Raw genomic sequence first — 16,235 nt, 5'->3', positions numbered from 1 at the left:
CATTGCTCACAAATGAAGAGCCAAGATCCACGACAGCACGCGGGCAGGCCGGGCGGGAATCCCGCCGTCTACGAGAAGGCCGGGGGCGGAGTCGGTCACGCGACCTTGGACTCGGGCGCCTTCCAGGTGTTGCACGCGCCAGGAGTGCCCTTGGTGTAGCCCTGCGTGAACCAGTAGAGATCATTGGCGCTGAGCTTGTCCTTGCTGAAGCGGTCGCGCCGGCGCTTGTCCTTCGGCGTGGGCTCCTCGGCCTTCAGAGTGGCCTTCCAGTTCTTCGACTTCGCGCCCAGGGCCTTGAGCGTCACGCCGGACAGGCACAGCCGCTGCATGTCGAAGCGACGCCCCTGCTCGTCGAGCTGCTTCTCGTTGGCGTCGTTCGGCATGGCCCAGTAGGCCTCACCGATGCCCGTCTGGCCCATGACCACGCCGCTCCATGCCTGGACGACCTGGGTGCGGATCGGCAGGTCAGCTCGGGAACGCCCTTGATCGGGTAGGCGGCTGCCGTCCCGGAGAACGCCATCAGTCCGGCCGCCGTGGCAGCCGGCACGCGGATCATCATGAAGCGGGATGCTAGGGGCAGGAGCCTGGGTGTGACGCCGTCCCGCCCTGATGCGGGATCGGCCGGTTCGCCAACCGGGCAGCTCGCGAGACGCTGACACGTCCTCGCCGGATGTCGCGGACCAGCACACGAAGCCGGCGGTGAAGCTGCTCACCGTCCGGTGAGAAGGCCGCTCACCTCCCTGGCGAACCCGTCCACGTTGTCGATCATGATGTTGTGGCCGGCGTCCGGGACGGCGATCAGCCGTACCCCGGAGGCCACCAGCTCGGCCGCCCCGTCGAGCTCGCCGTCCGCCTCCGGGTAGAGGTGGGCGCGCGGGATCGGCAGCCTCCGCAGTCGTTCCCGCACGTCCGCGCGCGCGAGGTGGACCGCGCTGCGGTGCAGCGCCTCCCGTCCGGCGAGCCTCATCGTGGCCGCCCAGTGCGGCCCGACCCGGGTCAGCGTCTCGTCCCAGCCGTGCCGTACGAAGTCCTCCTCGGTGTAGGTGGCGATGCCCGAACTGCCCGGCCGCAGCGCGGGTTCGGTCGGGTCCAGATTGGCGTCCACCAGCACCAGCTCGGCCACCAGCTCCGGATGCCGCTCGGCCAGGTGCACCGCGATCGTCCCGCCCATGCTGTGCGCGACCACCTGCGCGGCGCGCACGTCCGCCGCCCGCAACGCGGTCGCCAGCGCGTCCGCGTGCTCCTCCAAGGTGTAGCCGAACGTGGTGGGCCGGTCGCTGGTCCCGAACCCCAGCAGGTCCACGAACAGGCTCCGGTGCCCGGCCAGCTCCGGCCGGCTCGCGGCCTCCAGGAAGTACGGCGCCGCCGCCGCGCCCAGCCCGTGCACGTAAACGCGGACCGGCTGCCGGCCGGCCACCTCGGCCCAGCGGATGCGGCTCCCGTCCGGCAGCACCTGCACGTCTCTCACAACCATCGCCTCCGAGATACCTAGATGTCGATATACCAAGACATCGAGATAGCATAGCGACATGATTGAGCTGTCGATCCTGGGCTTCCTCCACGACGAACCGCTCCACGGGTACGAGCTGCGCAAACGCGTCGCCGCCCTGACCGGCCACGTCCGGCCCATCGCCGACGGCACCCTCTACCCGGCGATCAAACGCCTGGAGCGCGACGGCCTGCTCGGACGTGACCTCCAGCCCGGCGCTCAGGCCGCGCCCAGGCACGTGCTCAGCCTCACCGACGCCGGGCGCGCCGAGCTCCGGCGGCGGCTCGCCGAACCGGACGAGCCGTTCATCACCGACGAGAACCGCTGGTTCACGATGCTGGCGTTCCTGCGCCACCTCGACGAGCCCGCGCTCCAGGCGGGTGTGCTGCGACGCAGGCTGACCTTCCTCACCGAACCGGCCAGCTTCTTCTGGGACGGCGACCGGCCCCTGCGGGCCGCCGACTTCGACGACCCGTTCCGCAAGGGGCTGTTCACGATCGCCACCGCGACCAGCAGGACCGAGATCGGCTGGCTACGGGAAACGCTGGCCGCACTGGGCGCCTAGGTCCTGTTTCATAAGGCGTTGAGCCACTAGCCGCGATCGCGGTTACGCGTACGCCCGAAGGACGTCATCCGCCCGCGGCCAGCGCCTTGACGTCCGCAGCCGTAATCGGCTGTCCTCCCATGCCCCAGTCGCCGCTCTTGATCTCCTCGACCACGACCACCGTCAGGGGACGCATGTGCTCACCCTCGATGGCGACGATCGCGTCGGTCAGCTTCTTCACCATCTCGGCCTTCTGGGTGGCGCTGAACACACCCTCGATCACCTTCACGTTGACGAGTGGCATGGGCTCCCCTTCCCCCCGATGCGGTGCACCGATGGCACCTCACGCCGTTCAGCCGACATGCCCCTGGGCGAAGTGCACAAACTCCGCGCGGGTGAGGAGCGAAGGTGGAGGGGTATGCGCAGGTGGGAGCTGGTGTGAGGGGGAACGGGGGATCCATGCTGGGGCTGCCTGAGGGGATTCGGGGGTGCCTGTTCGACATGGACGGTGTGCTGACACGTACCGCCACCGTGCACGCCAGGGCGTGGAAGTCGATGTTCGACGACTTCCTGCGGGCCTGGAGCGAGAAGACCGGGGCCGCGTTCGTCCCCTTCGACGCGGGCGCCGACTACGACCGCTACGTCGACGGCAGGAAGCGGGCGGACGGCGCGCGCAGCTTCCTGGACGCCCGGGGCATCAGCCTGCCCGAGGGGACGCCGGACGACCCGCCCGGCATGATGACCGTGTACGGCCTGAGCAACCGCAAGAACGACCTGGTGCAGGCCATCATCGACCGGGACGGCGTGGACGTGTTCCCCGGCTCCGTCCGCTACCTGGCCGCGGTCCGGGACGCGGGGCTGCGCCGCGCGGTGGTGTCCTCCAGCGCCAACACCGAGCAGGTCCTCGCCGCCGCCGGGCTCTCCGCGCAGTTCGAGGCCCGGATCGACGGCGTCGTGGCCCGGGATCGGCGGCTCGCCGGCAAGCCGGCTCCGGACATGTACCTGGCGGGCGCCGAGGCGCTGGGGCTGGGGGCGTCCGAGGCGGCGGTGTTCGAGGACGCCCTGGCCGGAGTCGCGGCCGGCCGGGCGGGAGGGTTCGGCTTCGTCGTCGGCGTCGACCGGGCAGGGCAGGCGGACGCGTTGCGCGAGCACGGCGCAGACGTCGTGGTCACCGACCTGGCCGACCTGCTGGAGCGGGACGCGCCGTCCCGGGAGGCCGGATGATCCGGCATCCGGCGTTCACCGTCGAGCCGTGGGCGGTCCGCGAGCGGCATCTCGACCTGCGGGTGCTGGCGCAGACCGAGTCGGTGTTCGCGCTGTCCAACGGCCATATCGGGCTGCGCGGCAACCTGGACGAGGGCGAGCCGCACGGGGCGCCGGGCACGTACCTCAACGGGTTCTACGAGGTGCGGCCGCTGCCGTACGCGGAGGCGGGCTACGGGTACCCGGAATCGGGACAGACGGTAGTGAACGTCACCAACGGCAAGGTGATCCGGCTGCTGGTCGGCGACGAGCCGTTCGACCTGCGGTACGGGACGCTGCACCAGCACGAGCGGGTCCTCGATCTGCGCGCCGGCACCCTGACGCGCACGGCGCACTGGAGCTCCCCGACCGGCACTCCGGTCCGGATCAGGTCCACCCGGCTGGTGTCCTTCACCCACCGCGCGGTCGCCGCGATCCTGTACGAGGTCGAGGCCGTGGACCGGCCGTTGCGCGTGGTCGTCCAGTCGGAGCTGATCGCCAACGAGACCCAGACCTACGAGAGCGGCGACCCGCGCGCCGCCGCCCCGTTGCACGCGCCGCTGGTCGCTGAGGAGAACGTCCCCTGCAGCGACGGAACGGCGATCATGGTTCACCGCACCCGGGCCAGCGGCCTGCGCGTGGCCGCCGGGATGTGCCACGAGATCGACGGGCCGGACGGCACCCGGGTCGAGGCACAGGTCAGCGAAGACGTCAGCCGGACGACCGTGGCCACCCACCTGTCGCCCGGCCGGACGCTGCGGCTGGTCAAGTTCTTCTCCTACGGATGGTCGGCGCAGCGCTCGCGGGCCGCGCTGCACGACCAGGTGGCCGCCGCGCTGGCCTCCGCCCGCCTGGACGGCTGGGACGGCCTGCACGCGGACCAGCGACGCTTCCTCGACGACTTCTGGGAAGGCGCGGACGTCGAGGTGGAGGGCGACGCCGAGGTGCAGCAGGCGGTGCGCTTCGGGCTGTTCCATCTGCTGCAGTCGGCCGCGCGCCTGGAGGAGCGCGCCATCCCGGCCAAGGGCCTGACCGGCTCCGGCTACGACGGGCACGCCTTCTGGGACACCGAGATCTTCGTGCTGCCGGTGCTCACCTACACCTATCCCGCAGCCGTCGCGGACGCGCTGTCGTGGCGGCGGACCACGATCCCCCTGGCCCGCGAGCGCGCGAAGCAACTCGGCCTGCACGGCGCCGCCTTCCCCTGGCGGACCATCCACGGCGAGGAGTGCTCCGGCTACTGGCCCGCCGGAGCCGCGGCCTTCCACGTCAACGCCGACATCGCGCACGCGGCCACCCAGTACGTGGACGCCGGCCAGGACATGTCGTTCGAACAGCGGACCGGCCTGCCGCTGCTGGTCGAGACGGCCCGGCTGTGGTGCGCCCTCGGCCACCACGACCCGGCCGGGCGCTACCGCATCGACGGTGTGACCGGCCCCGACGAGTACACCGCCGTGGTCGACGACAACGTGTACACGAACCTGATGGCCCAGCAGAACCTCCGCGCGGCGGCCGAGGCCGCGGACCGCCATCCGGGCCAGGCCGAGCGACTCCAGGTCACCGCAGAGGAGATCCGCCGCTGGCGGGACGCGGCGGAGGCGATGTCGGTGCCCTACGACGAGCGGCTCGGCGTCCATCCGCAGTGCGAGGGCTTCACCCAGCACGCGCCCTGGGACTTCGCGGCCACCAGGCCCGACCGGTATCCGTTGCTGCTGCACTTCCCGTACTTCGACCTCTACCGCAAGCAGGTGGTCAAGCAGGCGGACCTGGTGCTCGCCATGCATCTGCGCGGGGAGGCCTTCACGCCGGAGCAGAAGTCCCGCAACTTCGCCTACTACGAGGCGCTGACCGTACGGGACTCGTCCCTGTCGGCCTGCACCCAGGCGGTGATCGCCGCGGAGGTGGGCCATCTGGAGCTCGCCTATCGCTATCTCGGCGAGGCGGCGCTGATGGACCTGGCGGATCTGGAGAAGAACACCATGGACGGCGTGCACATGGCCTCGCTGGCCGGGGCGTGGATCGCCCTCGTCTCCGGCTTCGGCGGGATGCGCGCGGGTCAGGGACGGATCTGCTTCGCCCCGTCGCTCCCTCCCGGCATCAGCCGGCTCGCCTTCCGGCTGCGCTACCGCGGCAGCCTGCTGAGCGTCGGCGTCGCCCCCGAGGCGACGGTCTACCGGCTGCTGCAGGGGCCGTCGATCACGGTGACCCACCACGGCGAGCAGATCGTCCTGAACGGGACGGAGGTCACCCGGCCCAACCCGTCGCGGCCGGCGCCGGAGCAGCAGATCCATCAGCCGCCCGGCCGCGAACCCAGCCCGCGCCGCCGCCCGCGGCCTCCGCAAAGCTCCGGCACGAGGACAGCTCCCTGATCCTGTGCCCGTACGTCACATTTTCGGCTGGATCGAGAACCTGGTCGCGTCCTGCGGGAGACAGCAGGGCGACCGATCTCACCAAGGAGGGCCGTTGACCATGGACGAGCAGCTCTTCCAGGCCGTCTACCAGCTCAACGGACTACACCGACGCCCCGAACCACCTCATCAAGGCGGGCACACCGCTCACGCTGACGTCCCGGCTGGAGTCCAGGGTGGTGGACGGCCCAGGGCTGAAATGAACCCACCCTCCCCGCTGCCGGGGGAGTGCCGGCGGCCGGAGCGCGGCCATCGAACGCATCCGGCAGGGCCGCCGGCACGGGCCCTGCCGGATGCCTTCCATCAGTTGCAGGGGCTGGAGGACCAGGTGATGTAGCCGCTGAGCCTGCCCCAGGTCGAGACCGAACCATCGCAGAACTGCGTCCTGACGCCCACCAGGTTGGTGCGCGCGGCGTCGGAGAAGTACTGGGTGTTGCACAGGTAACCGGCCGGGCAGGCAGGGACGGCCTGCGCGGCGGCCGGGATGGTGGCGAGCGTGGCGGCGGCCAGGACCGCGACGGCCAGTACGCGACGGATCATGGATCGTCCTTCCTGATTCGCAGGGAAACGGGGGAATCAGCTACAGGGTGTCGGACCAGTCCGGATGTACGGTGCGCACGCCCCTCCTGAGCGCGAAGCAGCACAAACGTTTCCTCGGCTTCATGAGCAGCCCAGCCGGTGATCGAAATGATCCGTCGCATGGAAGCAAAACGCAAGGGGCACTCATCTCCGTTGATCAGCCCCTGAGCGGTACGTCGTTCTGCTCAGTTCTCTCCTGAACCCGCGAGCAGGTGACCGGTCTCGGTGCGTCGATAGACCACGCGCCGACCGGCCCGCGTGCCGACGACGAGGTCCGCATCGCGCAGGATGGCCAGGTGGCCGCCCACGGTGCCGAGTGACAGGCCAAGGTGTGCGGCGAGTTCGCTGCTCGTCGCGGGGTGTTCGAGTTCGAGGAGGATGGCCGCCCGACCGGCACCGATGAGCCGCTCCAGCGACCGGGCGCGCGGGGACCGCGCCGCGCCGTCAGCGGATCCGCGGGCCGGGTAGACCAGTGCGTACGACGTCGGCGGCGCCTCGCACAGCCACGTGCCGCTGCTCAGCACGCTGACCGGGACGAACAGCATGCCCTCGTCGCCGACGACCCGGTCAGGGGAGGCCTGGTCGCTGAAGCGGATGGCGTCATCGCCGACCCAGGCGCTGCGGCGGCTCATGTGCTGCAGCGCGCGCGGCCACCCGTAGGCGGCCAGCAACCCCGCCCGGTAGGTGACGTCGCGTTCCAGCAGTGCCCGCCGGCGCGGCCAGTCGGGGGCCACATGAGCCTCCCACACGTACGTGAGCAGGCCGGCGGTACGGGCCGCCCAGCCGCGTCCGGTCAGCCAGGCCAGATCGTGCTGCTTCCAGCTGTGCGCCACCGACTCCTCCAACTCGGTTCGCACCTCTGCGTCGGACACCTGGGCGACCGACGCGAGCTCGCTCTCCAGAGTGGTGCGCATGCCGCCCGCCGGCGGGATCACCACGTGGCTCGGCAGCCACTTGGTCGAGCTCAGCAATCTGACCAGGCCCTCGGCGAAGGGGTCCGCCTCCAGGACGGCGCGGAACGCGCCGCGGTGGAGGCGATGCCAGGACGCCAGCCACGGATCGGTGCAGGGCCTGTCGAGCACCATCAGCGATCCCAGCGTCTCGGCGAGCGGGGACAACGCGAACCGGGACCGCGAGAGGGCCAGAGTGCTCAACCGCAACAGCGTCATCTTTCGCCTCCTGCCGAAACGATAGTGTGCGATCCGGTACGTCTGCAGACTCCTGCCCATGCTCTCAGCCCTCCTGCGACAGACAGATCTCCGCTGGTTCCTCTCCGCGCAGGCGGTGTCGCTGCTGGGCAGTTCGATGGCGCCGGTGGCGCTGGCGTTCGGGGTTCTGGACGCCTCGGGCAATACCAGCGACCTCGGCGTCGTCCTGACCGCCTACATGGTGCCGCTGCTTGCCTTTCTCCTGGTGGGCGGGGCCGTCGCCGATCGCCTCCCGCGCCGGACGGTTCTGGTGGCCGTCCACCTGGGCTCAGCCCTCACCCAGGGCGGCGTCGCCGCTCTGCTGCTCACCGGGAGGTACGCGCTGCTGCCGGTGGCCGCGCTGGGGTTCCTCAACGGCGCTCTCGCCGCGTTCACCACGCCGGCCCTGCGCGGCATCGTGCCCCAGCTTGTCCCCAGGGGCCGGATACGGCAGGCGAACGCCCTGCTGGGATCGGTGCGTAACGCCACGAAGATCCTCGGGCCGAGCCTGTCCGGGATCGCGGTCGCCGTCGTCGGCGGCGGCCCCGCCATCGCCTTCGACGCACTGACCTACCTCCTGGCCGCCGGATGCCTGGCCCGCCTGTCCCGCACCGCGGCGCCGACCTCGCCACGGCCCTCCGCAGGGATGCCGGCCGACATCCGCGACGGCTGGACCGAGTTCCGCCGCATCCGCTGGGTGTGGACGGTGTCCGTGTGCTTCTGCGTGGTCAACCTGGTGCAGGTCGGCACCTGGCAGATCCTGGGACCCGTACTGACCAGGCAGCTCGGCGGCGAGGAGACCTGGGGGTTCGTGCTCAGTGCCCGCGGCGTCGGCATGCTGGTCATGAGCGCGTTGATCTACCGGCTGGTGGTCAGGCACCTGCTGCGGCTGGGCCAGCTGATGAGCGCGCTCGGCGCGATCCCCCTGCTCGCACTCGGTGCGCACCTGGACGCCCCCTGGCTGATCACGGTCGCCTTCGTCGCCGGACTGGGCTCCTCGGTCGCGACCGTCAGCTGGGAAACCTCACTGCAGGAGCACGTTCCCGCACACATGCTCTCGCGCGTCTCGTCCTACGACGACCTGCTGTCCTACATCGCGATCCCCGTCGGCCAGCTGGGTGTGGGACTGCTCGCCGACGGGTTCGACGGCTACCAGGTGGCCGCGACCGCCGGCATCGTCTACGCCGCGGCGGCCGTCCTGCCGCTGGCCTCCGCCGCCGTGCGCCGGCTCCCGCACGCCCAGGACGACCATGCCCGCAGCGGCCATTAGGGAGTGTCCGATCGCGCGACATCTCCTTCGGACATGGCTCGCCCGCCGGCCAGAAGAACTTCAACAGCAACGCGAGCCCCAGCCGCGGCGCCGCGGACTTGCTGTCCGGCAATCCCAGCTCGCCCTCATCCGGTGTCCGGGACCGCGTCCCGCTGAGTGAGGAAGGAGTTCGCTGCCATCATCGGAGTATGACGATCGCTGCGGTCTACGCTGATTTCGCCGCGCGCGAGGCGTACGGTGTGTCGCCCACGTACGAACGCCTGGCATCTGCGGTGACGCGGGATCTCGACCTCTTGGCCCTGCTCGCCGGGCTTCCGCCGGCCAAACGGCAGCCGAACCTGCTGTTCGGCGTGGTCCGGTTGCTCGGCGGGCCGGTCGACGATCCGGCCGCGTTCCACGAGTACACGGTGGCGAACTGGCCCGTGATCGAGGCGGAGATGCGCACCCGGACCACACAGACGAACGAGGCCGGACGATGTGCCGTCCTGCTGCCGGTGCTCAACGCGCTCCCGCAGCCGCTCGCGCTGCTGGAGGTCGGCGCGTCCGCCGGGCTGTGCCTCTACCCCGACCGGTACGGCTACCGCTACGGCGATCACACGGTCGGGTCCGGTGACCCGGTCGTCGCCTGCACGCCAACCAATCTGGCGCCGCCGACCAGCCTGCCCCAGGTGGTGTGGCGGGCCGGCCTGGACCTGAACCCGCTCGACGTGACCGACCCCACGGATCTCGCCTGGCTCGACGCCCTCGTCTGGCCCGAACACACGCACCGCCGCGCCAGACTTCGGGCGGCCGCGGCCGTCGTCGCAGCCGACCCGCCGCTGCTCGTACGGGGCGACCTGGTGGACGACCTGCCGGCCCTGGCCGCCCAGGCCCCACCCGATGCGACGCTGGTGGTGTTCCACAGCTCGGTGCTGTACCACGTGCCGATGCCACGACGGGTGGCGTTCGCCGAGGCGGTACGCGGGCTCCCCGGACACTGGATCGCGAACGAGGCTCCCGACGTGCTGCCCTACGACCCGCTCCCGACGCCGCCGGGCGAGACGCTCCACAACGTGCTCGCGCTGGACGGACGGCCGCTCGCCTGGACCCGACCGCACGGCCAGGCGATCACCTGGTTCACGTGATGCGAGGGGACGCCCGCATGGATGGGCTCCGGGCCCGCCGTCCCATGATCGTCGCTGCGCCCGGCCAGCCGGATGGGCATGCGCGGGGGCCTCAGCACATCGACGGGATGCAGGTGAACGGGTTGTCCATCGGGGTCGGCAGCTGTGGCTGGGTGGTCTGCCGCGGCGGCTCGCGCGTGGGCTCCGGCGGGTTCTCCGTGTTCCGGGCCGGCGTCGGGTGGGGTGCCGAGCCGTCGTCGACGGGGCTGCTCACCGCGTCGCCCGTCCTGGTCGGCCGGGTCGGCCGGGTCGCGGGGGCCGAGCTCCCGGGCCGGGCCCGCGGCGTGGCCGGCGGGGACGACGTCCGCCGCGGGGTGCTCTTGACCTGCTGCGGCGAGGCGGTGGCCGAGGTCGAGGCCGAGGCCGGGACCGGGGCGGTGGTGGTGCCTGACGACGAGGAAGCGGCCGAACCGATCGTGGCCGAGGGCGGCGGGGGCCGGTCGTCCGCGGTGATCAGCACGCCGCCCGTGACGAGCAGCGCCACCGTCGCAGCGGCGGCCGCCGCAAGCAGCGCGCGCCGCCGCCCCCGACCGGCCTGACGCTCCGGCGGCGGGGGAGACCCGGCGGCCGGTTCCGGTACGAACTCGCGCGAGGTCAGCCCGGTGACCAGGTCGTCGGCGCCCGGCCGCGCGGCCGGGTCCTTCGACAGGCCGGCGGTGACGAGCCGGAGCAGGACGCCGTCCAGCCCGCAGACGGCCGGCTGCTCGTTCAGGATGCGGTTGAGCACGGCCGGGGTGGAGTCGGTGCCGAACGCGGGCCGCCCCGAGGCGGCGAACACCATGGTGACGGCCCAGGCGAAGACGTCGGCCGCGGCCGTCACCTGCCCGCCGCCGATCTGCTCGGGCGCCAGATAGGACGGCGTGCCCATCAGCGGACCCGTCGAGGTGTTGCCCGGCGCGTCCAGGGCCCGGGCGATGCCGAAGTCGATCACGACCGGGCCCTCGGGTCCCATGAGGATGTTGGCCGGCTTGAAGTCACGGTGCAGCACCCCGGCCCGGTGGATGGCGGCCAGCGCGGCGGCGGTGCTGATCGCCAGCCGCTCCAGCGCGGCCCCCTGTCGTGGTCCCTCGGTGGCGACCAGGTCGCGCAGCGAGGGGCCGGGCACGTACTCGCTGACGATGTAGGGTCGCCGGCCCGCCAGGTCGGCGTGGAGCACGGGCGCGGTGGAGAACCTGGCCACCCGCCGGGCGATCTCCACCTCGCGCAGGAACCTGGCGCGCGCGCCGGGATCGGTCAGCAGGCCATGGTGGAGCAGCTTGACGGCCACCTGCCGGCCGGAGGGGGCGCGTCCCAGGTAGACGACGCCCTGGCCGCCCTCGCCGAGCCGGGCGACGAGCTCGTACGGACCCAGCGTGCGCGGATCGTCCGCCACCAGCTGATCCATCTGGCCCCCTGCAACACATGAACGGACAGGACGAAAGGTGCTGCGATGATGCCTGTTCCTTCAGGCCGGCAGGCCGCTCGGGTTGGCGTCGGCGACGAGGCCGAGAACGATGTCGTGCTCCAGCAGCGCCTTGAGGGCGCTGATCAGGAATGTGAAGCCGCCGGTGGAGTCCGTCACGTGGTGGACGATCTCGTCGCCGGTGCCGGTGAATCCGGTTTCGGTGACTTGGACGTAGGTGGTGTCGTCGGGCATGGGGATGAAACGGAACTCGACCGTGGTGGGGGCGTCGGGAGTGTAGTTGCCCCAGGTGAAGCGGATCCGACGGTTTTCGTCCACCTCTTCGACCGAGGCTTGAGTCGACGCCCCGTACATCTCCCATTCCCAGGTCAGCTCGGCGCCGGGGGTCATCGTCCCGCTGCTCCTGGTGTACCAGATCTTGCTCGTGATGGCGGGGTCCACGATGGCCTGGAACACCTCGCGGACGGGGCGGCGGATGAGCATGCCGACCTTCACCGAGGGGATCGTGGTGAGGTCGAGCGTTCGTGCGGACACGCGCTGGTTCTCCTTTCGTAGTCCGGCGGTACACGGTCAACGTGTCAGGAAGGCATGTAAGGCGGTGATCAGTGCGGCCGGATTGTCCTCCTGGACGTTGTGTCCAGCGTCCGGCACGACCACGAGCTCGCCGTCCGGAACGCGCGCGACCAGGCGTTCGGCGGTGGCCTGGGGGAGCACCCTGCTGCGTCCGCCGCGCACGAGCAGTACCGGCGTCCTGCTCAGCTGAGCGGGCAGCCGATCGATGGCGGCCAGGATGGCGGGGAAGTCCGGAGGCCGTGGATCTCCCTTCGGCACCCAGCCGCCGCCGGGTGCACGGCGGAACAGCGTGCTCATGCGGTAGGCGACGCTGGCCCGGTTGGCGCGTGGATTGACCCGCATCGCGGCCTCGACCACCGTCTCCAGCTCCCGCACCGGGCCGAGCCCGCTGATGAACGACCGCACCCGCCAGGTGCTGTCGAAGTCCACGCCGGGCGCGACATCGATGAGCACCAGCCGCTCCACCCGGCCGGGACGCTCATCGGCGACGTGGGCCGCGATGACGCCGCCCAGGGACATGCCGACCAGCCGGACCCGGTCGAAGCCGAGGTGATCGGCCGCGGCGACGACGTCGGCCGCAAGGGTGCCGATGCGGTAGTCGCCGGACCAGCCGCTCTCGCCGTGACCTCGCAGATCCAGCGCGATCAGCCGGGCGGCGCCGCGCAGGCCGAGGCAGACGAAGTCCCACGTGTGCGCGGTCAGCGCGCCGCCGTGCAGCAGGAGCACCGGGGATCCCGTCCCACCCCAGTCGAGTCCGTGCAACCGGCAGCCCGCCCGGAAGAAGTGGATCTCGCGGGGCGGAGCCGGATCGTCGATCGTGACACCCAGTGCCGCCGCCAGTTCGGTCATCGCCGGAATCGCGAAGTGTCCCTGCACGCGACATCCCCCTTACCTTGAGGCTCCAAGGTAAGGGCCGCTGCCTTGGCTAGTCAAGGTAAAGTGGATGCGTGCCCACCCGAGTACGACGCCAGCCCGAGGACGCCAAGCGGCTGATCCTCGAGGCGGCGAGCAAGCTGCTCGCCGCGGGCGGCCCTGCCGCCGTGCAGGTGCGCGCCGTCGCCGCGGAGGTCGGTGTGTCCGACGCCGCGGTCAACCACCACTTCGGCACGCGCGAACGGCTGCTGGAGTCGCTGCTGCGATTCGGCGGGGCCAAACTGAAGGCCGAGCTGCACACCGTGCTGGGCACGTGGGCTGATGCCCCGATCGATCCCGCCGAGCTGGTGCGCACGTTGTCCGCGCTGTACGCGGGTGGTTATGCCGAACTGGCGCTCGCGCTGCACCGTTCCGGCTGGCGGGACGCCGGCAGCGGAATGCTGGACGAGGTGGTGGACCGGCTGCACGCCCAGGCGCGGCGGCAGTGCGCGGCCGGTGGGCGAACGCCGCCGTCACGCGAGGCGATCCAGCTGACCGTGTGTGCACTGCACCAGGCAGTCGCGACGGAGCCGCTGTTCGGCGGCGAGTTCCGCCGGAGCGTCGGACTGGACGACAACGCCCGGGATCGCCTGCTCGACTGGTGGATCGAGACCCTGCGCGCGACCGTCGCCGGACAGGACTAGTTGTTCATCGATTCCGCTGGGCCATCGCGGCGATTCCGTCGAGCAGGGCACGCAGGCCGAGGTCGAACGCGCGCAGCGCGGCCTCTGCCGCGCTGCGGTCGAGGCCGCCGTTCCGCCAGGTCCGTTCGATCGCCGGGTATCGCGCCGGGGTGAAGAAGGTCTCCCAGAACTCCTGACGGGCGGCCCACCAGTCGTCGTCCGACAGGCCGCTGAGCCGCTCGGCATGGGCGTGTTCGGCAAGGGTGGCGGTCGCGGCGTCGACGAAGGTGACGATGGAGTCGCTCGCCGCGGACACCTCGGCGGCGGACAACCCGGTCTTGGACAGAGCAGCCAGGAGGAAGTCGGCCCTGGCCAGCAAACCGGGACCGAGGGGTGGTCGGACGGTCGACACCATGCGCAACCACGGGTGGCGTTCGTGCAGGGCCATGTTCTGCTGCGCGTAGTGCTCGATCTGGTCCCGCCAGGGGCCCGATCGAGTCAGGTCGAGTTCCTGCCAGGCGGAATCCACCATCAGGTCGACCAGTTCGGCCTTGCCGGGCACGTGGGTGTAGAGCGTCATCGTGCCGACGCCGAGGGACGCGGCGAGCCGGTCCATGGTCATGGCGGCCAGTCCTTCCCGGTCCGCCAGCGCCATGGCTGCAGCCACGATCTTGTCAAGGGACACCTTGGGCGGCCGGCCGCGGCCCGATCGAGCCTGCGGGGAGCGCCAGAGCAGGCGCAAGGTCTCCCGAGGGTCGCCACCGCCGCTGCGTTCCATCAAGCCTCCCCTTTCCGTAGATCGTACGGTAATGTTTATCCGTAGGACGTACGGAAAAGGAGGACGGGCGTGCGAGTGCTGGTGACCGGGGCAACAGGGAACGTCGGGCGGCACGTGACAGCCGGCCTGGTCGAGGCCCACATTCAGGTATCGGCGCTGACCAGGGACCCGGCCAGGGCGCGACTGCCCGCCGCCGAGGTCGTCCAGGGAGATCTCACCAAGCCGGACAGCGTGCCGTTCGACGGCGTGGACCGGATGTTCCTCTTCCCGGAGCCGTCGACGGCGAAGGAGATCGTCGAACGCGCCAAGCAGGCCGGCGTGCAGCGGATCGTCGTGCTCTCGTCGGGGGCGGTGAGCGGCGGTTTCGACACGACCTTCCATCCGCCGGTCGAACAGGCCGTTCAGGAGTCCGGTCTGGAGTGGACACATCTCCGGCCGGGCGAGTTCGCCGCCAACAAGCTCTCGCTGTGGGGGCCGTCGATCCGGGCCGAGCGGCTGGTGCGGGACGCGAACCCGGACGCGGCCTGGTTCCCCGTGCACGAGCGGGATGTCGCCGATGTGGCGCTGAAAGCCCTGTTGGAGGAGGGGCATCACGGCAAGGCGTACGACATCAACGGTCCAGAGTTGATCAGCTTGCGTGACCAGGTCGAAGCCATCGCCGACGCGCTCGGCGAAGAGGTCAGGTTCGAGGAGGTCACTCCGGCGCAGGCGCGCGAGATCTACCTGAAGATCGGAGGATTTGCTGCCGAGGCTGCGGATTTCCTGTTGGGATTCACCGACTACGACGGCAATCCGGCCGATCCGGCCGACAGCGTGGACTTCGATCCGAGCACCTTGGGCCCGTTGCCCACCGCGCAGTCCGTGACGGGCAGCCCGCCGCGGACGTTCGCGCAATGGGCGCGGGATCATGTGGAGGACTTCCGATAGGAGGTTCTTCGCGGTTCAGGGTGATCGGAGCGGCTGTCCCGTCCAGTCGAGCGACGCGGACGTGACGGCCGAGGCCGGTCGGCGAGAACGCTCGCCGGAGAGTACGGTGTCGGGTGAGTGTCTAGGGTTCCGCCGCCCGGCCCGGTTCACGCAGGCCCGGCGGGCCTGGTCCGAGCGATACCGCCGGCGGCTTCGGTGGCCACCGGTCAACTGAAGGGACAAAAGCCTGGAGGTCGTGGTTCCCGCGAGCGCGGGAGCCGGAGAGGCCTTCCGGTGTGTCCGACCGTTGTGCTGTTCATCCAGCATCTGCCCAGTGAGACCTCGCGGCAGAGCGCCTCGACTCTCGAACTGCCTACCGGCCTGATCCCCACGCTGCTGACCGCTTCAGTGCTGGCCTTCGCGCTGGCCTGGCTGTCGTCGGTGGGCGGCGTGGGTGGCGGCGTGTTGATGCTGGTCGCCTTCACCGCCCTGTTCGGTCTTCAGGTGGCCCTGCCCACCCTCACCCTGACTCAACTGGCCAGCAACGGCGGCCGCGTCTGGTTCAACCGGCGCGCGGTCCAGTGGCGGCTCATCAGGTGGTACGCCCTGGGCGCCATCCCCTTCGCCCTGGTCGGAGGTCTCCTGCTGCCCTATGTGCCGGTCGAACCGCTCAAGCGCGTTCTCGGCGCGTTTCTCATCGTCACCATCTTCTGGCGGCGATTTCGGCCGGCGCGCGCGGTACCGGCCGACAAGACGTTCGCCGCCATCGGCGCCGGTTGCGGACTCGCCTCAGCCCTGTTCGGGGCGGCGGGACCGCTCGCGGCCCCGTTCTTCCTCGTCAAGGGCTTCATCGGCAGCGCGTACATCGGCACCGAAGCTGCTGCCTCCCTGATCGTTCATCTGACCAAGATCGTCGCTTATGGCGCGGGCAGCCTGCTGTCCGTCCACGTGCTCCAGCTCGGCTTGGCCCTGACCCCGGCCATTGTCGCCGGAGCGTGGCTGGGCAAGGCGACCGTCGCTCGGATGAACGCCCATGCCTTCGTGCTGGTCATCGAGGCCGGAATGCTCGTCGCGGCGATCCTGTTGCTGGCCGGGATCTGAGCCGGGACTCGTCCTGGACGGCGTCATCAGGGCAGCGGCCAGGTCCTGCGCGCGATCC

17 protein-coding genes are annotated in these 16,235 nt (G+C 70.8%); 8 read left to right on the top strand and 9 right to left on the bottom strand.

Annotated features, from left to right (window positions below; genetic code table 11):
• Positions 1-95: 95 nt before the first annotated feature.
• Together ABZ444_RS19465 and ABZ444_RS19460 are read right to left on the bottom strand one after the other, a co-directional pair.
• A complete protein-coding gene (locus ABZ444_RS19465) occupies positions 96-419 on the bottom strand; it encodes a hypothetical protein (RefSeq protein WP_357998431.1) in 324 nt (107 codons plus the stop codon).
• Positions 420-709: 290 nt separating this feature from the next.
• Entirely contained in the window at positions 710-1,468 is a 759-nt protein-coding gene (locus ABZ444_RS19460) for an alpha/beta hydrolase (protein WP_357998428.1), read from the bottom strand.
• 61 nt (positions 1,469-1,529) lie between these two features.
• On the opposite strand from ABZ444_RS19460, the gene ABZ444_RS19455 reads away from it, so the two are divergent.
• Positions 1,530-2,054, top strand: a complete 525-nt coding sequence (locus ABZ444_RS19455) for a PadR family transcriptional regulator (protein ID WP_357998425.1) — start codon at positions 1,530-1,532, stop codon at positions 2,052-2,054.
• Between the two features lie 64 nt (positions 2,055-2,118).
• On the opposite strand, the gene ABZ444_RS19450 is transcribed toward ABZ444_RS19455, so the two are convergent.
• Positions 2,119-2,337, bottom strand: a complete 219-nt coding sequence (locus tag ABZ444_RS19450) for a tautomerase family protein (RefSeq protein WP_357998422.1) — start codon at positions 2,335-2,337, stop codon at positions 2,119-2,121.
• A 155-nt stretch (positions 2,338-2,492) separates the two neighbouring features.
• On the opposite strand from ABZ444_RS19450, the gene ABZ444_RS19445 reads away from it, so the two are divergent.
• Complete coding sequence (locus tag ABZ444_RS19445; protein WP_357998419.1) at positions 2,493-3,257, top strand: beta-phosphoglucomutase family hydrolase; 765 nt, start codon at positions 2,493-2,495, stop codon at positions 3,255-3,257.
• Positions 3,254-5,644, top strand: coding sequence for a glycoside hydrolase family 65 protein (locus ABZ444_RS19440; RefSeq protein ID WP_357998416.1), 2,391 nt, complete (start codon positions 3,254-3,256; stop codon positions 5,642-5,644). Before ABZ444_RS19445 ends, ABZ444_RS19440 begins: the two co-directional genes overlap by 4 nt.
• Positions 5,645-5,986: 342 nt before the next feature.
• On the opposite strand, the gene ABZ444_RS19435 is transcribed toward ABZ444_RS19440, so the two are convergent.
• Together ABZ444_RS19435 and ABZ444_RS19430 are read right to left on the bottom strand one after the other, a co-directional pair.
• A complete protein-coding gene (locus ABZ444_RS19435; protein WP_357980381.1) occupies positions 5,987-6,223 on the bottom strand; it encodes a DUF6289 family protein in 237 nt (78 codons plus the stop codon).
• A 224-nt stretch (positions 6,224-6,447) separates the two neighbouring features.
• Complete coding sequence (locus ABZ444_RS19430) at positions 6,448-7,431, bottom strand: winged helix-turn-helix domain-containing protein (RefSeq protein WP_357998413.1); 984 nt, start codon at positions 7,429-7,431, stop codon at positions 6,448-6,450.
• Between the two features lie 58 nt (positions 7,432-7,489).
• Between ABZ444_RS19430 and ABZ444_RS19425 the strand changes: the two genes are divergently transcribed.
• Positions 7,490-8,719 carry an MFS transporter gene (locus tag ABZ444_RS19425; protein ID WP_357998410.1) on the top strand — a complete coding sequence of 410 codons (1,230 nt, stop codon included), beginning with the start codon at positions 7,490-7,492 and terminating at the stop codon, positions 8,717-8,719.
• Between the two features lie 188 nt (positions 8,720-8,907).
• Positions 8,908-9,843 carry a DUF2332 domain-containing protein gene (locus tag ABZ444_RS19420; RefSeq protein ID WP_357998407.1) on the top strand — a complete coding sequence of 312 codons (936 nt, stop codon included), beginning with the start codon at positions 8,908-8,910 and terminating at the stop codon, positions 9,841-9,843.
• A 91-nt stretch (positions 9,844-9,934) separates the two neighbouring features.
• On the opposite strand, the gene ABZ444_RS19415 is transcribed toward ABZ444_RS19420, so the two are convergent.
• From ABZ444_RS19415 to ABZ444_RS19405, 3 genes are read right to left on the bottom strand one after another with little or no spacing between them, the layout of a single operon-like run.
• Positions 9,935-11,266, bottom strand: a complete 1,332-nt coding sequence (locus ABZ444_RS19415) for a protein kinase (RefSeq protein WP_357998404.1) — start codon at positions 11,264-11,266, stop codon at positions 9,935-9,937.
• Between the two features lie 60 nt (positions 11,267-11,326).
• A complete protein-coding gene (locus ABZ444_RS19410) occupies positions 11,327-11,818 on the bottom strand; it encodes an SRPBCC family protein (RefSeq protein WP_357998401.1) in 492 nt (163 codons plus the stop codon).
• A gap of 36 nt (positions 11,819-11,854) precedes the next feature.
• On the bottom strand, positions 11,855-12,733 hold the full coding sequence (locus tag ABZ444_RS19405; protein ID WP_357998398.1) for an alpha/beta hydrolase: 879 nt from the start codon (positions 12,731-12,733) through the stop codon (positions 11,855-11,857).
• 71 nt (positions 12,734-12,804) lie between these two features.
• Between ABZ444_RS19405 and ABZ444_RS19400 the strand changes: the two genes are divergently transcribed.
• Positions 12,805-13,413, top strand: coding sequence for a TetR/AcrR family transcriptional regulator (locus tag ABZ444_RS19400; protein WP_357998395.1), 609 nt, complete (start codon positions 12,805-12,807; stop codon positions 13,411-13,413).
• A gap of 4 nt (positions 13,414-13,417) precedes the next feature.
• Here the strand turns inward: ABZ444_RS19400 and ABZ444_RS19395 are convergent, their stop codons facing one another.
• Positions 13,418-14,170 carry a TetR/AcrR family transcriptional regulator gene (locus tag ABZ444_RS19395; RefSeq protein WP_357998392.1) on the bottom strand — a complete coding sequence of 251 codons (753 nt, stop codon included), beginning with the start codon at positions 14,168-14,170 and terminating at the stop codon, positions 13,418-13,420.
• Between the two features lie 69 nt (positions 14,171-14,239).
• Here ABZ444_RS19395 and ABZ444_RS19390 point away from each other — a divergent pair, with 69 nt between their 5' ends.
• Complete coding sequence (locus ABZ444_RS19390) at positions 14,240-15,097, top strand: NAD(P)H-binding protein (RefSeq protein ID WP_357998389.1); 858 nt, start codon at positions 14,240-14,242, stop codon at positions 15,095-15,097.
• Between the two features lie 288 nt (positions 15,098-15,385).
• Complete coding sequence (locus ABZ444_RS19385) at positions 15,386-16,177, top strand: sulfite exporter TauE/SafE family protein (protein WP_357998386.1); 792 nt, start codon at positions 15,386-15,388, stop codon at positions 16,175-16,177.
• Positions 16,178-16,235 lie beyond the last annotated feature (58 nt).

The sequence above is a fragment of the Nonomuraea sp. NPDC005730 genome (assembly GCF_040630865.1).
GTDB lineage: Bacteria > Actinomycetota > Actinomycetes > Streptosporangiales > Streptosporangiaceae > Nonomuraea.
This window is presented reverse-complemented; position numbering and strand designations above follow the sequence as displayed.

Excerpts from the sequence above, each read along its gene's own strand:
- ABZ444_RS19465 (WP_357998431.1), bottom strand. The coding sequence starts at position 419 with ATGGGCCAGACGGGCATCGGTGAGGCCTACTGGGCCATGCCGAACGAC.
- ABZ444_RS19455 (WP_357998425.1), top strand. The coding sequence starts at position 1,530 with ATGATTGAGCTGTCGATCCTGGGCTTCCTCCACGACGAACCGCTCCAC.
- ABZ444_RS19450 (WP_357998422.1), bottom strand. The coding sequence starts at position 2,337 with ATGCCACTCGTCAACGTGAAGGTGATCGAGGGTGTGTTCAGCGCCACC.
- ABZ444_RS19445 (WP_357998419.1), top strand. The coding sequence starts at position 2,493 with ATGCTGGGGCTGCCTGAGGGGATTCGGGGGTGCCTGTTCGACATGGAC.
- ABZ444_RS19440 (WP_357998416.1), top strand. The coding sequence starts at position 3,254 with ATGATCCGGCATCCGGCGTTCACCGTCGAGCCGTGGGCGGTCCGCGAG.
- ABZ444_RS19435 (WP_357980381.1), bottom strand. The coding sequence starts at position 6,223 with ATGATCCGTCGCGTACTGGCCGTCGCGGTCCTGGCCGCCGCCACGCTC.
- ABZ444_RS19430 (WP_357998413.1), bottom strand. The coding sequence starts at position 7,431 with ATGACGCTGTTGCGGTTGAGCACTCTGGCCCTCTCGCGGTCCCGGTTC.
- ABZ444_RS19425 (WP_357998410.1), top strand. The coding sequence starts at position 7,490 with ATGCTCTCAGCCCTCCTGCGACAGACAGATCTCCGCTGGTTCCTCTCC.
- ABZ444_RS19420 (WP_357998407.1), top strand. The coding sequence starts at position 8,908 with ATGACGATCGCTGCGGTCTACGCTGATTTCGCCGCGCGCGAGGCGTAC.
- ABZ444_RS19415 (WP_357998404.1), bottom strand. The coding sequence starts at position 11,266 with ATGGATCAGCTGGTGGCGGACGATCCGCGCACGCTGGGTCCGTACGAG.
- ABZ444_RS19395 (WP_357998392.1), bottom strand. The coding sequence starts at position 14,170 with ATGGAACGCAGCGGCGGTGGCGACCCTCGGGAGACCTTGCGCCTGCTC.